Below are 18,886 nucleotides of genomic sequence, written 5' to 3'. Positions count from 1 at the left end.
AGAAGCTGGCCGACAGAAGGCGTTCAGCGCGCGAGCTTCTTGCGTCGCTGCTCGGCGCGCTTGAGCGTTGACATCTTTTCCGGACGCTTCATGGAAGACCAGCGGCTGATCTCGTCCATGTTGCGCCCGCAGCCGGTGCAAAGCCCGCTCTTGAGCTGGCAAACCCCGATACAGGGACTTTCGATCTTCTGAGCCATCAGTGCTTGACCCCTTTATCGCGCAACCGGCGCCGCCAGTCGCCGCCGTGGGTACGTGCGCAGGCCTGTTCGCTATCAACCTCGATGTGCCGGGCAGGGGTTTCGATAGCCACGCCGGCCTCCTCGAGCGCCACCGTCGTCAGCGCCTCCAGCCGCTGCTGACCCTCCCCTTTCAGCGCCTGGGCCAAGTGGGCGTCGGTATCGAAGACCCAGATGACGCGCAGGCTTGCTGGAAAGTGGCCGTAATCCACCTCGTGGGTAAGCCAGACGAACCCGTCGAGCTCGAACTTGGCCTCCTCGCAGGCGCGAGTGAGCGAATCGACCAGCGCGCGCTCGACTCTTCCGCGCTCTCGTTTGGCTATCATGGAGACTCGCTCTTTATCAAAAGCACGATCCTACCGGTAGCGCTGCCAGGCCAGCAAGGCAATGGGTAACAGCGACACCGGCAGCAGCCACGCGTTGAGCGCCGCCCAGCCGAGCGTGCTCACCAGCGGCCCGGCCGCGAGCGCCGACACCGCCACGGCGCCGAACACCAGAAACTCGTTGGCTGCCTGCACCCGCGCTTTCTCCGCCGGGCGCCAGGCCTGGCCGACGAGCCCGGTGGCCGGCAGAAACGTAAAGTTCCAGCCAAGGCCGAGCAGCACCAGCGCCACGTTGAAGCCGGCAACGCTGAGCGACAACTGAGCGGCCAGCGTGCTCGCCGCCAGCAGCAGGCAGCCCACGACGATCACCGTGCGAGCGCCCAGCCGGGCGATCAAGGGCCCGGTGAAAAACGACGGCGCGAACATCGCCACCACGTGCCACTGAATGGTCATGGCCACGTGATCGAAGCCGTGGCCGACGTGACTCATGGCCAAGGGCGTGGCCGTCATCGCCAGGTTCATCACCGCGTAGCCGACCATTGCCGAGACGACCGCCACCAGGAAGGCGGGCTGGCGTAGAATCTCGCCCAGCGGGCGCTGCTCGCCCGTCGACGCCTCACTGAATGCCGGCGGGAGCCGGGTGACGAGCAGCAGACCCAGCGCGAGCACGTAGAGCATGGCGAGCCCCGCAAAGCTTGCCAGAAACGGTATGTCGGAGAGCTCGCGGCTGAACCGGGCAAGCCAGGGGCCGGCGAAGGCGGCGAGCAAGCCCCCGCCCATGACCAGCCCCAGGGCGCGCTCGCGGTGGCGCGCCTCGGCGGCTTCCAGTGCGGCAAAGCGGTAGAGCTGGCCAAAGCCGATGCCCACGCCGATCAAAAAGGTCGCGAGCAGGAAAAGCGGGAAGCGGCCCAGCGTCAGCGCCGCCATGGCCACCCCGGTGCCCAAAAGCCCGACGAGATTACCCAGCACGAAGCCGCGCTTGCGCCCAAGCTTGCCCATGATCAGGGAGGCGGGCACGGTGGCGCACATCAGTCCCAGCCACTGGCTCGCCACCGGCATCGTGGCAAGTGAGGCACTGGGGGCGAGCGCGGCGCCGACCAGCGGCGAGACCGCGATCAAGAGGATGTTGCCGCTGACCAGCAGCGCCTGGCAAAGCGATAGCAGGATGACCGTTAGCGGCATGGGGGTTCTCCTTGAAGGGGTTCGCGGTACCCGTGGTGAAAGCGCTGGCGGTAAACGGACGGCGAAACGCCGTAGTGGCGCTGAAAGAGCCGGCGAAGCTGCTCGGCGCCGCCCAGCCCCCAGCGCCCCGCCAGACGCTCGAGCGACACGTTCGGGGCATCGAGCAATGCTCCACGCGCCTGCTCCAGGCGCAGCCGGGTCAGGTAGGTGCCGGGGGTGAGCGCCAGGTGGCGCTTGAACAGCCTGGTGAGGTGGCGCGGCGAGACCGCCATGACCGCCGCCATGCTCTCGAGGCTGTGCGCGGCGCCGGGGTCGGCGTGAAGCACATCCAAAAGCCGCTTGAGTGGCCCGGCGCGGCCTTGACCTTGCAGCATCTCGCTGAACTGCGACTGCCCGCCGGGCCGGTGCAAGAACATCACCAGCTCCCGGGCGATCTGCCCGGCAAGCGTGGCCCCCTGGTCGGCCTCGACCAGCGAAAGCGCCAGGTCGATACCCGCCGTGACGCCGGCGCTGGTGTAGCGCCCGCGGCTTTCGAGATAGAGCGCGTCGGGCTCGACGGCAAGGCGCGGATATTCGCGCGCCAGCTGCTCGGCCCGGCGCCAGTGAGTGGTCACGCGGCAGCCGTCCAGAAGCCCCGCCTCGGCCAGCAGAAACGCCCCGCTGCAGATCGATCCCAGCCGACGCACGTTGGGCGAAAGCTTACAAAGCGCCGCCGTCAGGGCCGGATCAAAGCGCGCCTGCATCACGCCGCTGCCGCCGGCGACCAGCAGCGTATCGAGCGGCTGACGTAACAGCTCGCCGACGGCGCAATCGGCCTGAACCGCGAGGCCGCCGTTGGTGGTGATCATGCCCGGCGTGCTCGCCGCGAGGCTCAAGCGATAGCGCGTTTCACCGCTGAGTTTGTTGGCAGTGGCAAAGACCTGCCAGGGTCCGCTGATATCGAGCATCTGGCAGTCGGGGTAGGCAATGAAGGCGATGGGGCGCGTCACGCGGCGTCTCCGAATCGAGAGGGTCGGCCCAGTGTCCGCCGCCGGCGTCGTGTCGGCAAGGACCATCATCCCACCGATCGGGACATTACCCTAGCCAGTCGAGCCTACCTGGGCTTGAAGGCGATGAACGCTGGCGGCGAAGTCGCTGAACCGCTCGCCCTGGATCAACACGTGCTCGCAAAGCGCCTGCTCGGCCTGGGCGGCGTCGCCCCGGGTGATCGCATCGACGATCGTTTGATGCTCGGCTAGCGATCCACGCATGCGCTGGCGGACCTGCAGCTGCAGGCGCCGGTAGGGCTTGAGCCGCTGCTTGAGCTGACGCGCCTCGAGGGCCAGAAAGGTATTATGGCTGGCGGCGTAGATGCACTCGTGAAAGCGCTCGTTTTCGTAGTAGTACTCGTCGGTGTCGCCGGCCAGCGCCGCGGCCTCACAGCGCCGATGGGCGACTTGCAGGGCGTCGAGCTCCGTCTCGGTGATGCGCCGCGCCGCCAGCCGAGCGCACATGCCCTCGAGTTCCGCCATGACCTCGAACATCTCGATGAGCCGGTCAAGCCCCACGCTTGCCACGAAGGTGCCCTTTTTGGGCGACACGGTGACCAGCCCGCTCGCCACCAGGTGCTGAAACGCTTCGCGAACCGGCGTGCGCGATACGTTGAACGCACGGCCAAGTTCTTCCGGGTCGAGCCGCTCGCCGGGTTTTCGTCGGCCGTTGATGATGTCGTCTTCGAGACTGTCGCGCAGTCGCTGAGCGCTGGAGCGCTTGGTGGAAACCATGGCTTTTCCTCGTGCTTGACGTTTATTTTTGTTATGCATGCTTCTTGACATTAGCACACTGAAACGCTATTGAAATATACATCAGTCTCACTGATGAACATTAAAAGCGCTTCCAAACACACAAAAACAAACGTTGGAGATGCCCCATGAAACCCATCGTACTCCCGATGGCGACCGCCCTTGCGCTCTGCGCATCCGCCGCCTCTGCCGATACCGTTCTACGCGCCTCGCACCAGTTTCCCGGTGGCCAGGGCGACATTCGCGATGAAATGGTCCAGATGATGGCCCGCGACGTGGCCGCCGCCGATGTAGGCCTGACCATCGAAGTCTATCCCGGTCAGTCGCTGTTCAAGGCGCGCGAACAGTGGGGCGCCATTACCCGCGGCCGCCTCGATATCACGTCCCTGCCGCTGGATTACGCCAGCGGCCGCCACCCGGAGTTTTCGGCGACGCTGATGCCGGGACTGGTGCGCAACCAGGCGCACGCCCAACGCCTCAACGACTCCGAGTACATGGCGATGATCAAGGAGGTCATCATCGACGGCGGCGCCCGCGTGCTGGCGGATGCCTGGCTTTCCGGCGGCTTCGCCTCGAGCCAGCAGTGTATTACCTCGCCGGACACGATCGAAGGCCAGAACATCCGCGCGGCGGGCCCGGCGTTTGAAGAGATGCTCGAAGCCGCCGGCGCCTCGATCTCCTCGATGCCCTCCTCCGAGATCTATACCGCCATGCAGACCGGCGTGCTCGACGCTGCCAACACCTCCTCGATGTCGTTCATCTCCTACCGGCTTTTCGAGCAGGTCGACTGCATGACCCAGCCCGGCGACTTTGCGCTGTGGTTCATGTACGAGCCCATTCTGATCTCCGAGCAGGTCTGGCAGGGCCTTGATGAGGCGCAACAGACCGCGCTGATGGAGGCCGGTGAAGCCGCCGAGGCGTTCTTTGCCGAAGAGGCCGCGGCCATCGACCAGCAGATGGTCGATGTCTACGAGGAGAACGGGGTCGAGGTGGTCAGCATGAGCGAAGAGGATTACAACGCCTGGCTGGATATTGCCCGCGAGACCTCCTACAAGAACTTCGCCGAAAGCGTTCCCAACGGGCAGGCCATCATCGATGCGGCATTAGCGGTCGAGTAAGCCCTTACTCACGCTCCCCCCTGGCCACTTCGCGCGTCAGTACGCAGGCAGTGGCCAGGGGTATCGCCCGCTTAGCTCGATGAGGCCTTTATGACGACTACAACGACGCAACGCCCCGCCGCGCGCGCCGGGGTCATCGGCGGGTATATCCGCTCCATGGATATACTTTCGCGCTTTTTTGCTTATCTCGCCTGCGCGCTGTTCATCGCCGGGGTGCTGGCGATCTGCCAAATGGTGTTCATCCGCTACGCGCTGGGCATGAGCACCAGCTGGCAAACCGAGTTCACCATCTTCTCCGTGACCGGCGCCATGCTGCTGGGAAGCCCCTACGTGCTGATGACCGGGGGCCACGTCGCCATCACCATTTTACCCGACGCCCTTGGGGGCGTGGTCAAGCGCGCGATGCAGCTGATCGCCGCGCTCTTCGGGCTGGGCTTTTGCGTCGCGCTTGCCTACGGCGCCTGGGTCTACGTGATCGAGGCGTTTCACGGTGGCTGGACCACCGGCTCGGTCTGGAACCCGCCGCTCTGGCCGGCGCTTCTGCCCATGGCGCTGGGCGCGACGCTTTTGTCGCTGCAGTACGTGGCCGACATTCTGCGCGGGGAGGGCTAACCATGGATCCAATCACGCTAGGTATCGTGGTGGCGGTAGGCTTGATTGTGCTGATGGCGATCGGCACGCCGATCGCATTTGCCCTCGGCGGCGTGTCGCTGCTCGCCCTGCTCTACGACCGTGGGCCTTCGGAGCTTACCTACTTCGGTGAAACCTTTTTCGACCGTATCGCCGAGTTCGGCTTCGTCGCCATTCCGATGTTCATTCTGATGGGCGCGGCGGTGGCCTCCTCGCCAACCGGGCGCGACTTGTACCGCTCGCTGGATTTGTGGATGGGCCGGCTGCCTGGCGGGCTCGCGGTGTCCAACATCGGCGCCTGCTCGATCTTCGCCGCGCTTTCCGGCTCGTCACCGGCCACCTGTGCGGCGATCGGCAAGATGGGCATTCCAGAGATGCGCGTGCGCGGCTACCCCGATGGCGTGGCCGCGGGCTGCATCGCCGCCGGCGGCACGCTGGGCATTCTGATTCCGCCCTCGGTCACCATGATCATCTACGGCATCTCGACGGAGACCTCGATCGGGCGGCTATTCATTGCCGGGGTCGTACCCGGGTTCATGCTGGCCGGGCTGTTCATGGTGTGGACCATGATCGCCTGCAAGATGGCCGGTGGATATAACAATCCCATGGCGGCCTCGGCGGAAAAGCTCACCCAAACGGTCAAGGAGAACGTCGATGCCAACCTGAAGGCGCTGGTACGGGTGCTGCCCTTCCTCGCCGTGGTCGCGGGCATTCTATTCGCGCTCTACGGCGGTGTGGCCACGCCGTCGGAGGCCGCCGGCGTCGGCGCGTTTCTCTGCCTCGCTTTGGCGGTGATCATCTACCGCATGTGGCAGGTGGGGCCGATCAAGCTGATCATGCGCGACTCGCTGCGCGAAAGCGTGATGATCATGCTGGTGATCGCCACCGCCGAGGTGTTCGCCTATGCGCTCTCGTCGATGTTCATCACCCAGACCGTCGCCGAGGCGATCGCCAATCTGGAGGTCAACCGCTGGGTGCTGATGGGCATCATCAACCTGTTCCTGCTGGTCGCCGGCTTCTTTTTGCCGCCGGTGGCGGTCATCGTCATGACCGCGCCGATTCTGCTGCCGATCATACTGGCCGCCGACTTCGACCCCTACTGGTTCGCGGTCATCCTGACCATCAACCTGGAGATCGGCCTGATCACCCCGCCGGTGGGGCTCAACCTGTTCATCATCAAGGGCATCGCGCCAGATATTTCGCTGCGCGACATTTTGCTGGGAAGCCTCCCCTACGCGCTGTGCATGGTGCTGGGCATCCTGCTTTTGTGCCTGTTCCCCGGCATCGCTTTGTGGCTGCCCAACCTGATCATGGGCTAAAGGAGGCGCATCGTGAACATGACGTTTCTACAGGAGCTTTTCAACAACATCACCCAGCGTGATGCGCTGTTGCGGCGCAAGCAGCCGGAGGCGGTGACGCCGGATCATCACCAGCTGATCAAGGCATGCAACGCCTTGATGGCAAGCGACGGCGAGGCGTCGAGTATTGCGCTGGCCAGTAGAGCGCTGGCGCTCTACCAGCGCCTCTCGCCCGGCGAGAAAACCACCTTCTTCGAGCGTCTGGCAGCGGATTTCGCCGCCGACCCGGCGCAGATCGACACCGCCTACGCGGCGTACGCGAAAGCGCGGGACAACCTCACGCTCCAGGCGCTGTTCGAGGCCTGCGAGCCCCGGCGTCAGGAGCTTTTCCGGCGTTTGAACCTGGCAAGCGACGGCACGTTCGACCTGGTCAAGATGCGCGAGGACCTGCTCGGGCTTTTGCGCGAGCAGCCAGCGCTTGCGCCTATCGACGAAGACTTCGCCCACCTGTTCGGCTCCTGGTTCAACCGCGGTTTTTTGATGCTCAAGCGCATCGACTGGAACACGCCAGCCTCGATTCTCGAAAAGATCATCCGCTACGAAGCGGTGCACGAGATTCAGGACTGGAACGATCTGCGCCGGCGACTGGACGCGCGCGACCGTCGCTGCTTCGCCTTCTTTCACCCGGCGATCGGCGACGAGCCGCTGATCTTCGTCGAGGTGGCGCTGCACAAGGGCCTGCCCAACCGAATACAGCCGATTCTCAAGGGCGAGGAGAGCGGCCTCAAGGAGCCGGATAACGCCGATACCGCGGCCTTTTTCGGCATCAGCAACTGCCAGACCGGTCTGCGCGGCATCTCGTTTGGCAATTTCCTGATCAAGCAGGTCGTGCAGGAGCTCAAACAGGAACTTCCCCAGCTCAAGTACTTCGTCACCCTTTCGCCGGTGCCGGGCTTTGCCCAGTGGCTTTCAGAACAGCGCCAAAGCGCCCACTGGTCGGAAGAGGTTCAGACGGCGCTCAAGGCGCTCGACACCCCGGGCTGGCCGGCGGACAGCGAGCGCGAGGAGCGCTTGAAAGAGGTGATCAAGCCGCTGGCGGCCCACTATCTGGTCGATGTCAAACATCCAGGGGGGCTGCCGCTCAATCCGGTGGCGCGCTTTCACCTGGGCAACGGCGCCGAGCTTCATCGCATCAACTGGTTGGGCGACACCTCGACCAAGGGCGTCCAGCAGGCGACGGGGCTCATGGTCAACTACCTCTACGTGCTGGACGACATCGAACGCAATCACGAAAACTACACCTCTAAAAAGGCCGTGGCCTGCACAAGCGAGGTCCGCGACCTGGCCCGTCGGGCGAGAAAAACGCTGGCCAAGGGAGAGACGTCCAAATGAATCACAACCTGTTCGACACCTTTGCCGCAACGATGAACGCGCGCGCGACGGCCGACTTCATCACCACCCGCGAAGGCCGGCGCTACACCTACCGTGACGCCCATAATAAAAGCGCGCGCCTGGCCGGTGCGCTCGTCGCCCTGGGCGTCAAGAAAGGCGACCGCGTGGCCGTGCAGGTCGAGAAAAGCCCGGAAGCGATTCTGCTCTATCTTGCCTGCCTGCGCATCGGCGGCGTCTACCTGCCGCTCAATACCGGCTACACCGGCGATGAAATCGACTATTTCCTGAGCGACGCCGAGCCTGCGCTCTTCGTCTGTGCCCCGGCATCATTGGTAGAGGCGCGTGAGATCGCCGAGAAAACCGGCTGCCCCGCGGTGGAGACGCTGGGGCAAAGTGCCGACGGCACGCTGTGGGAAAAAGCCGCGCAGGCGCCGCCGCAGGAGGAGATCGCCAAGCTCTCATCCCAGGATCTGGCCGCCATTCTCTATACCTCTGGCACCACCGGGCGCTCCAAGGGCGCCATGCTGACCCATCAAAACCTGGCCTCCAACGCCAAAACGCTGGCCCGGGCGTGGCACTTCAGCGCCGAGGACCGGCTCATCCATGCGCTGCCCATCTTTCATACCCACGGCCTGTTCGTCGCCTGCAACGTGGTGCTGATGGCCGGCGCGTGCATGCTCTTTCTGCCCAAATTCGACGCCGACGTGATTTTCGAGGAGCTGCCGCGGGGCAGCGTGATGATGGGCGTTCCCACTTTCTACACCCGGCTGGTTCAGGATGCGCGCCTGACGCCAAAGGCAACGGCCAACATGCGCCTGTTCGTTTCGGGCTCGGCGCCGCTCACGGCGGAAACCCACCAAGCCTTCGAGGAGAAAACCGGCCAGGCCATTCTCGAGCGCTACGGCATGACCGAAACCAACATGAACCTCTCCAACCCCTATGAGGGCGAGCGGCGCGCCGGCACGGTCGGTATGCCGCTAGACGGGGTCGAGATTCGTATCATCGACCGCGAGACCGGCCGGGAGGTCGAGGACGGCGATATCGGCATTCTCCAGGTACGCGGACCCAACGTGTTCATCGGCTACTGGCGCATGCCGGAAAAGACCCGCGAGGAGCTGCTGGACGACGGCTTTTTCATCACCGGCGACCTGGCCCTGCGCGATACCCAGGGCTACGTGCATATCGTCGGGCGCGACAAGGACCTGGTGATCTCTGGCGGCTACAACGTCTACCCCAAGGAGGTCGAGCAGCTGATCGACGAGCTCGACCCGGTCGACGAATCCGCCGTGATCGGCCTGCCCCACCCGGATTTCGGCGAGGGCGTGACCGCCGTGGTCGTGCTCAAGCCCGGCGCCGAGGCCAGCGAGCAAACGATTCTCGAGCACCTTCAAGGGCGGCTGGCCAAATACAAGCAGCCCAAGCGGGTGTTCTTCGTCGACGAGCTCCCGCGCAACACCATGGGTAAGGTGCAGAAAAACCAGCTACGCCAGCGCTTCGAGGCCACCTACCGGTCATGATGCGGGCGCCTCGAACCCCTGGATCAGCGCCCGGGATTGCTCACGAATCTCGTTCTGTGCCGCGCGTGCGTTTTGTTTGGTCTGCTCGTCGCCAAGTGCCTCCAGGTTGGCGTCGACGTTGAGCAGCACGCTTTGAACCGCGGCGTGAAGCAGATAGGCGCCGGCGGTGGCATCGCTTTCAAACTGTGCCTCGATGTGCGAAAGCGCCTGGTGGCCAAGCGTGAGCGCCTCCAGGCAGCGCCGGGCGGTGTCCAGCGGCACCTGAACGGCGCGGCTCGCCGCCGCCTGGATGGCCTCGCGCCGGGCGGCTTTCTCATCAAAGGAGCGTTTGGGGCGCTTAAGCGCGTCCATCATCGCCTCGAACGCGGCCACGTCCTCGTCGGCCAGCGGCGACAGCGCCTGTTTTAACGCCTCTCCCTCGTCGATCAACGCCTGACGGTCATCGCTTTGCGCGTGCTGCTGGCCAAGGTGTAGCCCCTTGAGTATCAGCGCCAGGCCCAGGCTTGCGCTGACGGCGGCCGCGGCACCGCAGCCCGGCATGGGCTTTAGGGCCAGAGCGTCGCGAAAGTCATCGAGCGGCATCTGCCAAATACTGTCGTGCGCTGTATCATGAGTCATGAACGTTCCTCGAAAGCGGTGGATGCGAGAACTCGCGCGGGCGTGCCGGGTCCTAGAAAGACACGTTTCAGGTTAAATCATTTGTCCCGCGCCGTATCGGAGTGTCAGGGTCTATCCTTGTCTTTCGATCTTCGCTTTTATTCATGGACGCTTTTATCAGGGAGTATCACTTTTGACGACGCTTACCGACACGCCCGCCGCCTCCGCGGCCGAACTTCACGAGCGCATCGTGGCCAGCGCCGCCCACGATGGCTCCCTCGAGTGGCCCAGAGCCGATATGGAGCTCGACGAGGACAACGACACCCTCATTTTTGCGCTGCACGACTACGGCAACCTGACGCTCACGCTGTCCAAAAGCGACGACGAATGGGTGGCGATGACCACCATCACGCCGGTCGATAGCGTGGCAGACCAGACCGCGCTGAACGAGGAGCTTTTGCGCCAGGGCGTGATGCTGCCGCTGGCCTCCGTTGGGATCGTCACTTTGGACGGGCGCGACTACTACGTGGCTTACGGCCAGCTTTTCGCCGATTCGCGACTCGCCTCCATCTGCGCCGAGCTTCACGCCACGGCGAGCGCGGCGATGGAAGTGGCGCGCCTCATTCAGTCCGATTTTTCCCATTCGCCGCGTTAATCCCGAGGAATTTTTATGCTCAACAAGATCATGACCGCGCTGCGCGGCAAGGCCAATGAAACCGGCCAGGCCGTCGTCGACTCCCAGGCACTGCGTATCCTCGACCAGGAGATTCGCGACGCCGAGCAGCACCTGAAAGCGTCGAAAACCGAGCTTGCCCGCCTGATGGGTCAGCGACAGATCAACAGCGACAAGACCATCACCCTCGAGAAAAAGATCGATGAGCTCGAGCACAGCGCCGAGGCGGCGCTGGATCGCGGCGAGGAGCAGCTCGCCGTCGAGGTTGCCGAGCGCATCGTTGCCCTGACCGAGGCGCTCGAGGCCGAGCAGCAGATCGTGGGCGAGTTCGATACCAGCATCGAGAGCCTTCGCAACACCATTCGCAACACCGAAAACCAGCTGCGCCAGCTCAAGCAGCAGGTCAGCGTGGTCAAGGCAACGGAGTCCGCCCAGCGCGCCCAGTCCGCCGTGGCCGCTCGCCACTCCGGGCAAAACAGCGCCATGGGCAGTGCGATGGAGTCGCTCGAGCGTATCCGCGAGCGCCAGGCGCTGGACAGCGCGCAGATGAAGGCCGCCGAGCAGCTCAGCGCCGAAGAGAGCGGAAGCGAGCTCGAAAGCCGCCTGAAAGCGGCAGGCATCGGTGCCAACGAGCGCCGCGCGGACGACGTATTGGCCCGCATCCGGGCCAAAAAGGCGCCCACCGAGTGAGCTTTTTCAAGTCATAACGCCCAGGGCGATGGCGGCAGGTCGCCGCCGATCGCCGGCCGATTACCCAGGAGAGCCGAATGCTGAAAACCCTGAAAGCGCTGCTTGGCGGGCAAAGCGAGCGCTTTGATGCGCCGGACGCCTCGTCGGATTTCACCGCTGGCCTTCCCATCGGCATGTCGTCGAGCGACTTCGCCGGGCTGCGCCTGGATGGGCGCGTGCGACTAAAGCTCAGCGAGCTCGCCGCCTACCCGGATACGCTGTTTCAGTGGGAAAGCGAGCGTGACTATCACATCGCCGCGGTGGGCCACGTGGAGCTGGGCCAGGGCGCGCACCTGGTGCGCTTTTATCTGGAAAACGATACCTGGCTTCAGGCCAACGTCGAGGGCCGCCAGGTCATCGAGTACAAGGTGTTCGACTTCTACCGGGTGAGCCATCTCTCAAACGATGAGTTCGACGCGCTCTTGAACCCTGCCGAGGCACAAACGAGCACGCTCGGCGTCAAGCGCCTCACCGTGGCCTCGACCGCCGACGAAGGCGAGCGCGTCTTCGACCGGGTGTGGGGCGAACCGGAAAGCGAGTGGTCGCCGCCGGTGCAGTTCGAGGAGCAGGTCATGACGCAGGAGAGCGTCATGACCCGGCAGGTGGTGCATCACGCCATGCTGTACGAGCGCGCCATCAAAGGTGCCGAGCGCATGGAGTACGTGCTGTTGAGCGCCGAGGACGATGGCGAAGGTGGCTTCATGCTGGTGGAGAATCTGGGCGTTGACGTCGCCTCGATCGACATTGATGCTATTTGATCCTCGGCGTCTTATGCTGTCAGACCTCATTCGTCAACACGGAAGACTCGACCATGAACTATCTGCAAGGCCTGCCCCACTTTCTCGGCTATCTGATCGGCGCACTGATTCTTTTGGGCGCGTTCATGTACTGCTACAGCCGCATCACGCCGCACAAGGAGTGGGCGCTGATTCGCCAGGGCAACGCCGCGGCCGCGACCGCCTACGCGGGTTCGATCATCGGCTTTACCCTGCCGCTTTATAGCGCCATGGCGAACTCGATCAACTTCATCGACTTTTTGCTGTGGGGGGTGATCGCCTTCGGCGTACAGCTGGCGACGTTCTTCGGCTTGAAAGTCGTTCTTCAGAATCAGGGCGAAAGCCTTTCGACCCATATTAACGAAGGCCATATGGCCTACGGGATTCTGGTCGGCAGTATCTGCATTGCGGTCGGTTTACTCAACGCCGCCTCGATGACGTGGTAAGGAGTCCTTCATGAACCAGCACGACAATCATCTGCCCTCGCGCAAGCGCAGCGCGCGGCTCTCTTTGGCACTGATGGGCGCCGGCGCCTTCACGCTGACCGGCTGCGGCCAGCCCGAGGAAGTGACCGACGTCCGCTTCGACAGCCCGCGCAGCTATCAGAGTGTCGAGGAGTGCGTCGAGGCGAACGTCTATACCCAAAGCGCCTGCGAGGAGTCTTATGAAGCCTCGATCAAGGAAGTGCCGCGCTTTGACTCGCTCGAAGCCTGCGAAGCCGAACACGGCGAAGGCGCCTGCGTGGCGCCGACCGAGGAGCAGGCCCAGGCCGCGACCGGCGGCGGTGGCGGCGGCTGGTTCATGCCGGCACTGATGGGCTACATGGTGGGCAACATGATGTCGCGCACCAGCCGTGGCGCCACCAGCCAGGGGCTTTATCAGGAGCCGGTCTACCGCAACCGGCAAAACCAGGGCAACTGGAACGCGGCCACCAACCAGGCCAGCCAGCGCGTCAACCAGCGTCAACAAACCATGCGCACCTCGGCGATGCAGAGCCGCCAGGCAACCCAGCGCAGCGGCTTCGGCTCACGCTCCTCCGCCCGCGGCGGCTGGGGTTCCTGACCTTCATGCTCAGAGTCGAGATCAAGGAGCGCGCGCAGTGGAAAACCCTGGCCCAGGAGCTGGGGTTTCATTTTCATACCATCGACGGCGAACCCTACTGGAAAGAGAGCGCTTACTACCAGTTCACCCTGGAACAGGTAGAGCGCGACATCGAAGCCCCGACCGAGGAGCTTCACGAGATGTGCATGGCGCTGGTGGACAAGGTGTGTCACTCCAACGCCCTGATGCAGCGTTTGAGCATTCCGGAATTCATGTGGGACGCCATTTTCGATTCCTGGCGCGCGGGCCAGCCCCATCTTTATGGACGCATGGATTTCGCTTACGCAGGCGATGGGCCGGCCAAACTGCTGGAGCTCAACTACGACACACCCACCTCACTCTATGAGGCGGGCATCTTTCAGTGGGTGTGGCTCGAGCAGGCGATCGAGCAGGGGCTGATCCCGCGCCACGCGGATCAGTTCAACTCGATTCAGGAGAAGCTTTTAGGGGCGCTGGCGCATATCGGCCAGCGTTTGAGTGATAACACGCTCCACTTCTCCTGCATCAAGGATAACGTCGAGGAGCGTGCTACGGTTCACTACCTGCAGGATATCGCCGTACAGGCCGGACTCAAGGCGCCGTTCATCCATACCGAGGATATCGGCGTTCAGCCCGGCTGCGACTACTTCGTGGATCTGGACAACGCGCCGATCAAGGCACTGTTCAAGCTCTACCCTTGGGAGGAGCTGGCCCAGGAGGAATTCGGCAGAATTATTCCCGAGCTTGCCACCCACTGGTTCGAGCCGCCCTGGAAGGCGGTGCTCTCCAACAAGGGGATTCTGCCACTTTTATGGGAAGAGTATCCGGATCACCCTAACCTGCTGCCCGCCTACTTCGAAAAACCGGACGAGAAGCCACTAGCACCTGGCTGGGTGCGCAAGCCGTTTTTCTCTCGCGAGGGAAGTAACGTTCAGCTCAAAACCAACGATGGAGCGTTCGAGGACGTGGCCGGGCCCTACGTGGATAGCCCCTGGATTCGCCAGGCCTACCACCCGATGCCGCGTTTCGGCCAATATCATGCGCTGGTGGGCAGTTGGGTAGTCGGTGATCGCGCCTGCGGCATGGGCATTCGCGAAGATGTGGGGCGCATTACCAAGGATTCGTCCTGCTTCGTGCCCCACGCGATCATTTAACTCCCACAATAACGGCTTACGCGGCTGTCGCATCCTGAAGCGACCTTTGATTCGCCGACCGGCTTGCCCAAAGGGGAAGCGCCTGAGGGGTGAGCGGTTCGGACTCGACCGGCTTGAAGTTGCGAGCACCGGTCCAGGCGATGGGTTGTCCAAGCCTGACTTCTCGCGCCACGCTGCCTTTGGCCAGGCACAGAAGATAGTCGTTGCTTTCGGTCGGGTGCCAGTGCGACAGAAGCTCGAATGCCTCTGCCTGAGAGCGCCGTGCGGCGATCACGCCCAGCGCAGGCTCGCTGTAAAGCTCGACGATATGCGCCACGCCCTTCTCCTTTAATGCCTGCCAGGTGGCGGCATCCAGCGGTGAGGTGGCGATCGCGGTGATGCCAGCGGGCAGTGACGGCAGGCGTTGGGCGAGTTGGCACCAGCGCTGGCTATCGGTGGCCACGACGTCACCGGCATTGAGCTCCCAAAGCGCGCCAGCGCTTTCGAAAAGTGAGCGCGTTTGCCAGCCGCCCGCCTGGGGTAGCAGCGCGCCGAGCATGAAGCCGGATACGGTCTGCAATGAGAGCCAGCTAATCAGCGTGCGCTCGCTGGAGGTGGAAAGCTCCAAAAACGCTTTGAGCGACTGGGCCTCCTGGGCCAGCGCCGCGCCGACGTGCCGATACGAACGCTGCAGGCGGTTACAAAACGCGTTAGGCGTGGTGTCGAACAGGTTTAAATACTCGATGTCCGCGTGTTCGGCAATGGCACCGGCCCACTCGTCAAGCGTGATGGCGGTGTCCGCCAGCGTCAGCTTTTGGGTACCGAGCAGGTGGCCAATCGCGTGAGCCAGTCCGGCGCGTTCCGGCGTGCCGACACAGGGCAGCATGTCCGTATGCTTCGCCTTGTGGTGCTGGGCCGCAACCGAGCGAAGAACGCTCAGGGTCGTCCGGTGTGAGAGTGACAACATGATTGCTTCCTCTGCAAAGATGTCATTTTGACCGTCATAAATTATTCGATTGTATCACTTTTGTCAAAATAATTATGCGCTACCCACGCCAGCAAAAAGCCTTTCTGACACTGTTTATAAGCGATATTTTGCTTCAAAAGCCCAACTGACTCCTGAGCCTGCCCATCCAGTGAAGGCCGTCATTGTACAACTATTGAATCGAGTTATGAGCTTACGCTTTTTTCGATGTTTCACATTAATTCACAAAATTGGCCGTTCAAAGCGCGCTCAGTGGCTATAGCGCTCAATGCATTTAGCGGTACTATGGAACTAATCACTTATTACCACCTCTTTGGTCATCGCTTGCCGCTCGACCCTTTTGGAGCCCCGCCCGGATGAAGGCACGCTGGAAATCCCTGCCCCTGAGTTTGAGACAGTTTCTCTCCTTTGCCACCGTGATGACGCTGACACTGCTTCTGGCGCTGTACTTGCAAGCTCGTACACAGACGCAGGCGCGTTTCGAGCAGCTCATCGACGAGGAGTTACCTCAACAGGTCGAGGCGCTGGCTACACGCTTGGTGCTCCGCTTGAGCCCTTCTCTCGCGGTTTCCGAGAGTGTGGCCGATAGCTACGTATTGGAGCAGTGGGTACGCGATGGATTGCCGGCGACCGAACAGGACGCGGTTGCCGGCTACCTGTCACGCACGGTCGATCAACTTCAGGCGGATCTGCTCTTTTTTGCCGTACAGTCACCGGTCGGCGCCTATTACTTTCAGTACCGTGATGGCGAGCTTCTGCAACGCTCGCTCGAAGGCCCCGCCAGCGACGACCGCTGGTATTACGAGTTCACCGATAGCGAAGCGCCCTACAACCTCAACCTGGACAGCGACACCTTCACCCCGGGCGACAGTTTCGTCTTCCTCAATTTTCGCAGTGACGCGCTGGCGCCCAACGGACGCCCGCTGGTCGTTGCCGGGGCGGCGCTGAATCTCGATCAAATGGCCCGACTGATCGAAGACTTTACGCTGGGCGAGACGGGCCACGCGGCGCTACTGGACGACACGGGCGAAATCACCGTCAATAGTGCAGAGGGCACCTCAGACGCCAGCACCACCGTTTCGCTGCCCACTGCGCCAGGTAGCGGCACCAGGGTCGAAGAGGTCCTTCGCGACGGTACTGCCTATCTCACCGCCACGCGCTGGGTGCCGGAGCTTGGGCGCTATTTGATGATCGAGGTGGACAAGCACGAATACGTCAAGGCCGCACAACTGCGTTTTCTAGCCTCGACCGGCTGGGGGCTTTTGATTTTGCTGATCGGGCTTTTATTGCTCTATCCGCTAACCGTAAGGCTACTGCGCCCCTTGACGCGCTTTCAGCGTCAACTCAAGGAGATCACGCTAAGCCTTGACCTTACCCGCCGCGTCGAAACCGACGACCGCGCCGAACTGGGTGACCTGGCCGATCAAACCAACGAACTACTGGAGCGCCTGGCCCGCGCCATGACCGCCGTTTCCAGCAATGCCCTGGCGCTCAACTCCGTCGCGGATCGGTTAGCACAGACCGCCGGGCTTTCCGGCGTAAAACACGGTGACATGGGCGTCGAAGCCGACCAGACCATGGCCGCCGCGGTCGAGCAAATGGCCTCGTCGGTGGCGGAAATCACCTCCACCATGGAGGAGCTTTCAACCTCATCCACGCAGATCGCCGATCATTCCGGGTCGGTGGTGGATGTCGCCAACCAGACCCTCGAGCGCAGCCGTAAAGGCGCAAGGGCCATGGAGCTTCTGCAGTCGAAAATGCAGGAGATTAGTAGTGACAGCGAACAGAGCCTGGCGGAAATCGTCGCATTGGGCGCGAAATCAAAGCAGATCAGCAAGGTGATGGAGCTCATCAACACATTGGCTGCGCAAACCAAACTGATCGCCTTCAACGCCGCACTCGAGGCCTCAAGCGCCGGTGACTCCGGGCGACGCTTTTCGGTAGTGGCCAACGAGATCCGTCGACTGGCCGACAGTGTGACCGACTCCACCCAGGAAATCGAAGTCCATACCGAGGAAATTCAGCACGCCATCAGCCGTTTGGTCGTAGCGTCGGAAAAAGGCGCGGCGTCGATTGAGCAGGGCGTGGACGTCAGTCAAACCACGGCACAGGATCTTGATGCGGTACTCAAGGCCGCCAGTCAGACCAGCAATGCGGCTCAACAGATATCGCTTTCGACACAACAGCAAAAAACCGCCAGCAGCCAGGTCGTGACGGCGCTACGTGATATCGATACGGCCAGCGCCCGCAACGCCCAGTCGGTACGCCATATCACCGATATCAGTCAGGAAATGATTCGCATGTCCGCCGAGCTCAACGAACTCGTGCAGGAGTTCAGGCTCGACTCGTCCACCACGGAGCTCACGTAGCGCGTCCAGGAACCCAACCATGAGTGCAATCCGGGTGGTAATCGTCGACGACAGCCCCGTGGCGCGAGACGTGTTGCGCCATATCCTTGCCCGCGAAAACGACATCGAGATCGTGGGCGAGGGCTCCAATGGGCAGGAAGCGGTCATGCTCGCCCGCCGGCTGGCACCTCACATCATGACCATGGATCTCTCGATGCCGGTCATGGATGGTTTGGCGGCGATCAAGGAGATCATGCACACCAAGGCGCTACCGATTCTGGTGGTCAGCGAACGCTTCGAGGCACAAGCCGCCTGCCAGGCACTTGAGTTGGGCGCGCTGGAAGTGATCGGCAAGCCTGCCTTTGATGGCGAGGATGCCCAACGGCTGGTCGAGCGTATCCGGCTCTTGTCCGGTGTCGCCGTCATCACCCGCATGCGCCGGCGCGCCATGACGCCATGCTCGCTTCTGCCCAACACAACTGCGCCGCTGCGGGCATTCCAACGCATCGTGGCGATCGCCTGCTCGACGGGCGGCCCTCAGGCACTGGCGCGCCTGCTCAGCCGGTTACCGACCGATTTCATTGCGCCGATCGTCATCGCTCAGCATATCAGCCCCGGTTTCATCGAAGGTATGGCTCAGTGGTTGGCCACTATCTGCACGCTACCGGTCAACGTGGCCCGTGACGGGGATCACTTGAAGCCCGGGTGCATTTATCTGTCACCTTCGGAAAGCGATTTAGAGATTACCGCGGACCATACGTTCAAGCTTCTCCCGAGCCCGCCGGGGTCGATTTATCACCCCAGCTGCGACACCCTCCTGAGCAGCGTGGCGGAGGTTTACGGCCCGGATGCCGTGGGTATCATTCTGACCGGCATGGGGCGTGACGGTGTGCAGGGCATGAACGCCATCCGCCTTGCCGGTGGCATGACGATCGCTCAGGACGAGGCGAGCTCAGTGATTTACGGCATGAACCAGGAAGCTGTGCGCGCGGGGAGTGTTCAACGAGTGGTCGCCCTCGAGCAGTTGCCAGAGCACTTGATCGAGACCCTGCATACCCCGCGTTGGCCGAGATCATCGCCTTGATGAA

20 protein-coding genes are annotated in these 18,886 nt (G+C 62.8%); 13 read left to right on the top strand and 7 right to left on the bottom strand.

Annotated elements, in window-relative coordinates:
• Positions 1-23: 23 nt before the first annotated feature.
• The 5 genes from OCT39_RS02155 to OCT39_RS02135 form a co-directional block, all read right to left on the bottom strand.
• On the bottom strand, positions 24-197 hold the full coding sequence (locus OCT39_RS02155; RefSeq protein WP_263586064.1) for a DUF1289 domain-containing protein: 174 nt from the start codon (positions 195-197) through the stop codon (positions 24-26).
• Entirely contained in the window at positions 197-562 is a 366-nt protein-coding gene (locus OCT39_RS02150) for a hypothetical protein (protein WP_263586063.1), read from the bottom strand. The genes OCT39_RS02155 and OCT39_RS02150 overlap by 1 nt, the downstream gene beginning before the upstream one ends.
• A gap of 30 nt (positions 563-592) precedes the next feature.
• The gene (locus tag OCT39_RS02145) at positions 593-1,741 is read right to left on the bottom strand and encodes an MFS transporter (RefSeq protein WP_263586062.1); all 1,149 of its coding nucleotides are present in this window, start codon (positions 1,739-1,741) and stop codon (positions 593-595) included.
• Positions 1,732-2,730 carry a GlxA family transcriptional regulator gene (locus OCT39_RS02140; RefSeq protein ID WP_263586061.1) on the bottom strand — a complete coding sequence of 333 codons (999 nt, stop codon included), beginning with the start codon at positions 2,728-2,730 and terminating at the stop codon, positions 1,732-1,734. Before OCT39_RS02140 ends, OCT39_RS02145 begins: the two co-directional genes overlap by 10 nt.
• 90 nt (positions 2,731-2,820) lie before the next feature.
• A complete protein-coding gene (locus OCT39_RS02135) occupies positions 2,821-3,504 on the bottom strand; it encodes a GntR family transcriptional regulator (RefSeq protein ID WP_263586060.1) in 684 nt (227 codons plus the stop codon).
• A gap of 146 nt (positions 3,505-3,650) precedes the next feature.
• On the opposite strand from OCT39_RS02135, the gene dctP reads away from it, so the two are divergent.
• The 5 genes from dctP (at position 3,651) to OCT39_RS02110 (ending at position 9,477) form a co-directional block, all read left to right on the top strand.
• Positions 3,651-4,640, top strand: coding sequence for a TRAP transporter substrate-binding protein DctP (gene dctP / locus OCT39_RS02130; RefSeq protein WP_263586059.1), 990 nt, complete (start codon positions 3,651-3,653; stop codon positions 4,638-4,640).
• Between the two features lie 90 nt (positions 4,641-4,730).
• A complete protein-coding gene (locus OCT39_RS02125) occupies positions 4,731-5,252 on the top strand; it encodes a TRAP transporter small permease subunit (RefSeq protein WP_263586058.1) in 522 nt (173 codons plus the stop codon).
• A gap of 2 nt (positions 5,253-5,254) precedes the next feature.
• Positions 5,255-6,589, top strand: coding sequence for a TRAP transporter large permease (locus OCT39_RS02120; protein WP_263586057.1), 1,335 nt, complete (start codon positions 5,255-5,257; stop codon positions 6,587-6,589).
• A gap of 12 nt (positions 6,590-6,601) precedes the next feature.
• Complete coding sequence (locus tag OCT39_RS02115) at positions 6,602-7,960, top strand: malonyl-CoA decarboxylase (RefSeq protein ID WP_263586056.1); 1,359 nt, start codon at positions 6,602-6,604, stop codon at positions 7,958-7,960.
• A complete protein-coding gene (locus OCT39_RS02110) occupies positions 7,957-9,477 on the top strand; it encodes a malonate--CoA ligase (RefSeq protein WP_263586055.1) in 1,521 nt (506 codons plus the stop codon). Before OCT39_RS02115 ends, OCT39_RS02110 begins: the two co-directional genes overlap by 4 nt.
• On the opposite strand, the gene OCT39_RS02105 is transcribed toward OCT39_RS02110, so the two are convergent.
• Entirely contained in the window at positions 9,472-10,095 is a 624-nt protein-coding gene (locus tag OCT39_RS02105) for a cyclodeaminase/cyclohydrolase family protein (protein ID WP_263586054.1), read from the bottom strand. The genes OCT39_RS02110 and OCT39_RS02105 overlap by 6 nt on opposite strands.
• A gap of 172 nt (positions 10,096-10,267) precedes the next feature.
• On the opposite strand from OCT39_RS02105, the gene OCT39_RS02100 reads away from it, so the two are divergent.
• From OCT39_RS02100 to OCT39_RS02075, 6 genes are all read left to right on the top strand, one after another.
• Complete coding sequence (locus tag OCT39_RS02100) at positions 10,268-10,729, top strand: DUF2170 family protein (protein ID WP_263586053.1); 462 nt, start codon at positions 10,268-10,270, stop codon at positions 10,727-10,729.
• Positions 10,730-10,744: 15 nt separating this feature from the next.
• Complete coding sequence (locus OCT39_RS02095) at positions 10,745-11,437, top strand: PspA/IM30 family protein (protein ID WP_263586052.1); 693 nt, start codon at positions 10,745-10,747, stop codon at positions 11,435-11,437.
• Positions 11,438-11,514: 77 nt separating this feature from the next.
• Positions 11,515-12,234 (top strand): YjfK family protein, encoded by a 720-nt coding sequence (locus OCT39_RS02090; protein WP_263586051.1) that lies wholly within the window; start codon positions 11,515-11,517, stop codon positions 12,232-12,234.
• 53 nt (positions 12,235-12,287) lie between these two features.
• Positions 12,288-12,698: a DUF350 domain-containing protein gene (locus OCT39_RS02085; protein ID WP_252106107.1), complete on the top strand. Its 411-nt coding sequence runs from the start codon at positions 12,288-12,290 to the stop codon at positions 12,696-12,698.
• Positions 12,699-12,708: 10 nt separating this feature from the next.
• Positions 12,709-13,314 (top strand): DUF1190 domain-containing protein, encoded by a 606-nt coding sequence (locus tag OCT39_RS02080; RefSeq protein WP_263586050.1) that lies wholly within the window; start codon positions 12,709-12,711, stop codon positions 13,312-13,314.
• Positions 13,315-13,319: 5 nt separating this feature from the next.
• Positions 13,320-14,486: a glutathionylspermidine synthase family protein gene (locus OCT39_RS02075; protein WP_263586049.1), complete on the top strand. Its 1,167-nt coding sequence runs from the start codon at positions 13,320-13,322 to the stop codon at positions 14,484-14,486.
• Positions 14,487-14,502: 16 nt separating this feature from the next.
• Here OCT39_RS02075 and OCT39_RS02070 read toward each other — a convergent pair whose 3' ends face one another.
• Complete coding sequence (locus OCT39_RS02070; RefSeq protein WP_263586048.1) at positions 14,503-15,432, bottom strand: hypothetical protein; 930 nt, start codon at positions 15,430-15,432, stop codon at positions 14,503-14,505.
• Between the two features lie 374 nt (positions 15,433-15,806).
• Between OCT39_RS02070 and OCT39_RS02065 the strand changes: the two genes are divergently transcribed.
• Together OCT39_RS02065 and cheB are read left to right on the top strand one after the other, a co-directional pair.
• A complete protein-coding gene (locus tag OCT39_RS02065; protein ID WP_263586047.1) occupies positions 15,807-17,819 on the top strand; it encodes a methyl-accepting chemotaxis protein in 2,013 nt (670 codons plus the stop codon).
• A gap of 19 nt (positions 17,820-17,838) precedes the next feature.
• On the top strand, positions 17,839-18,882 hold the full coding sequence (cheB, locus tag OCT39_RS02060) for a chemotaxis-specific protein-glutamate methyltransferase CheB (protein WP_263586046.1): 1,044 nt from the start codon (positions 17,839-17,841) through the stop codon (positions 18,880-18,882).
• Positions 18,883-18,886 lie beyond the last annotated feature (4 nt).

It is taken from the genome of Halomonas sp. GD1P12 (assembly GCF_025725645.1).
Classification (GTDB): domain Bacteria; phylum Pseudomonadota; class Gammaproteobacteria; order Pseudomonadales; family Halomonadaceae; genus Vreelandella.
The sequence above is the reverse complement of the archived record's forward strand: the minus strand, read 5'-3'. Positions and strand labels throughout refer to the sequence as shown.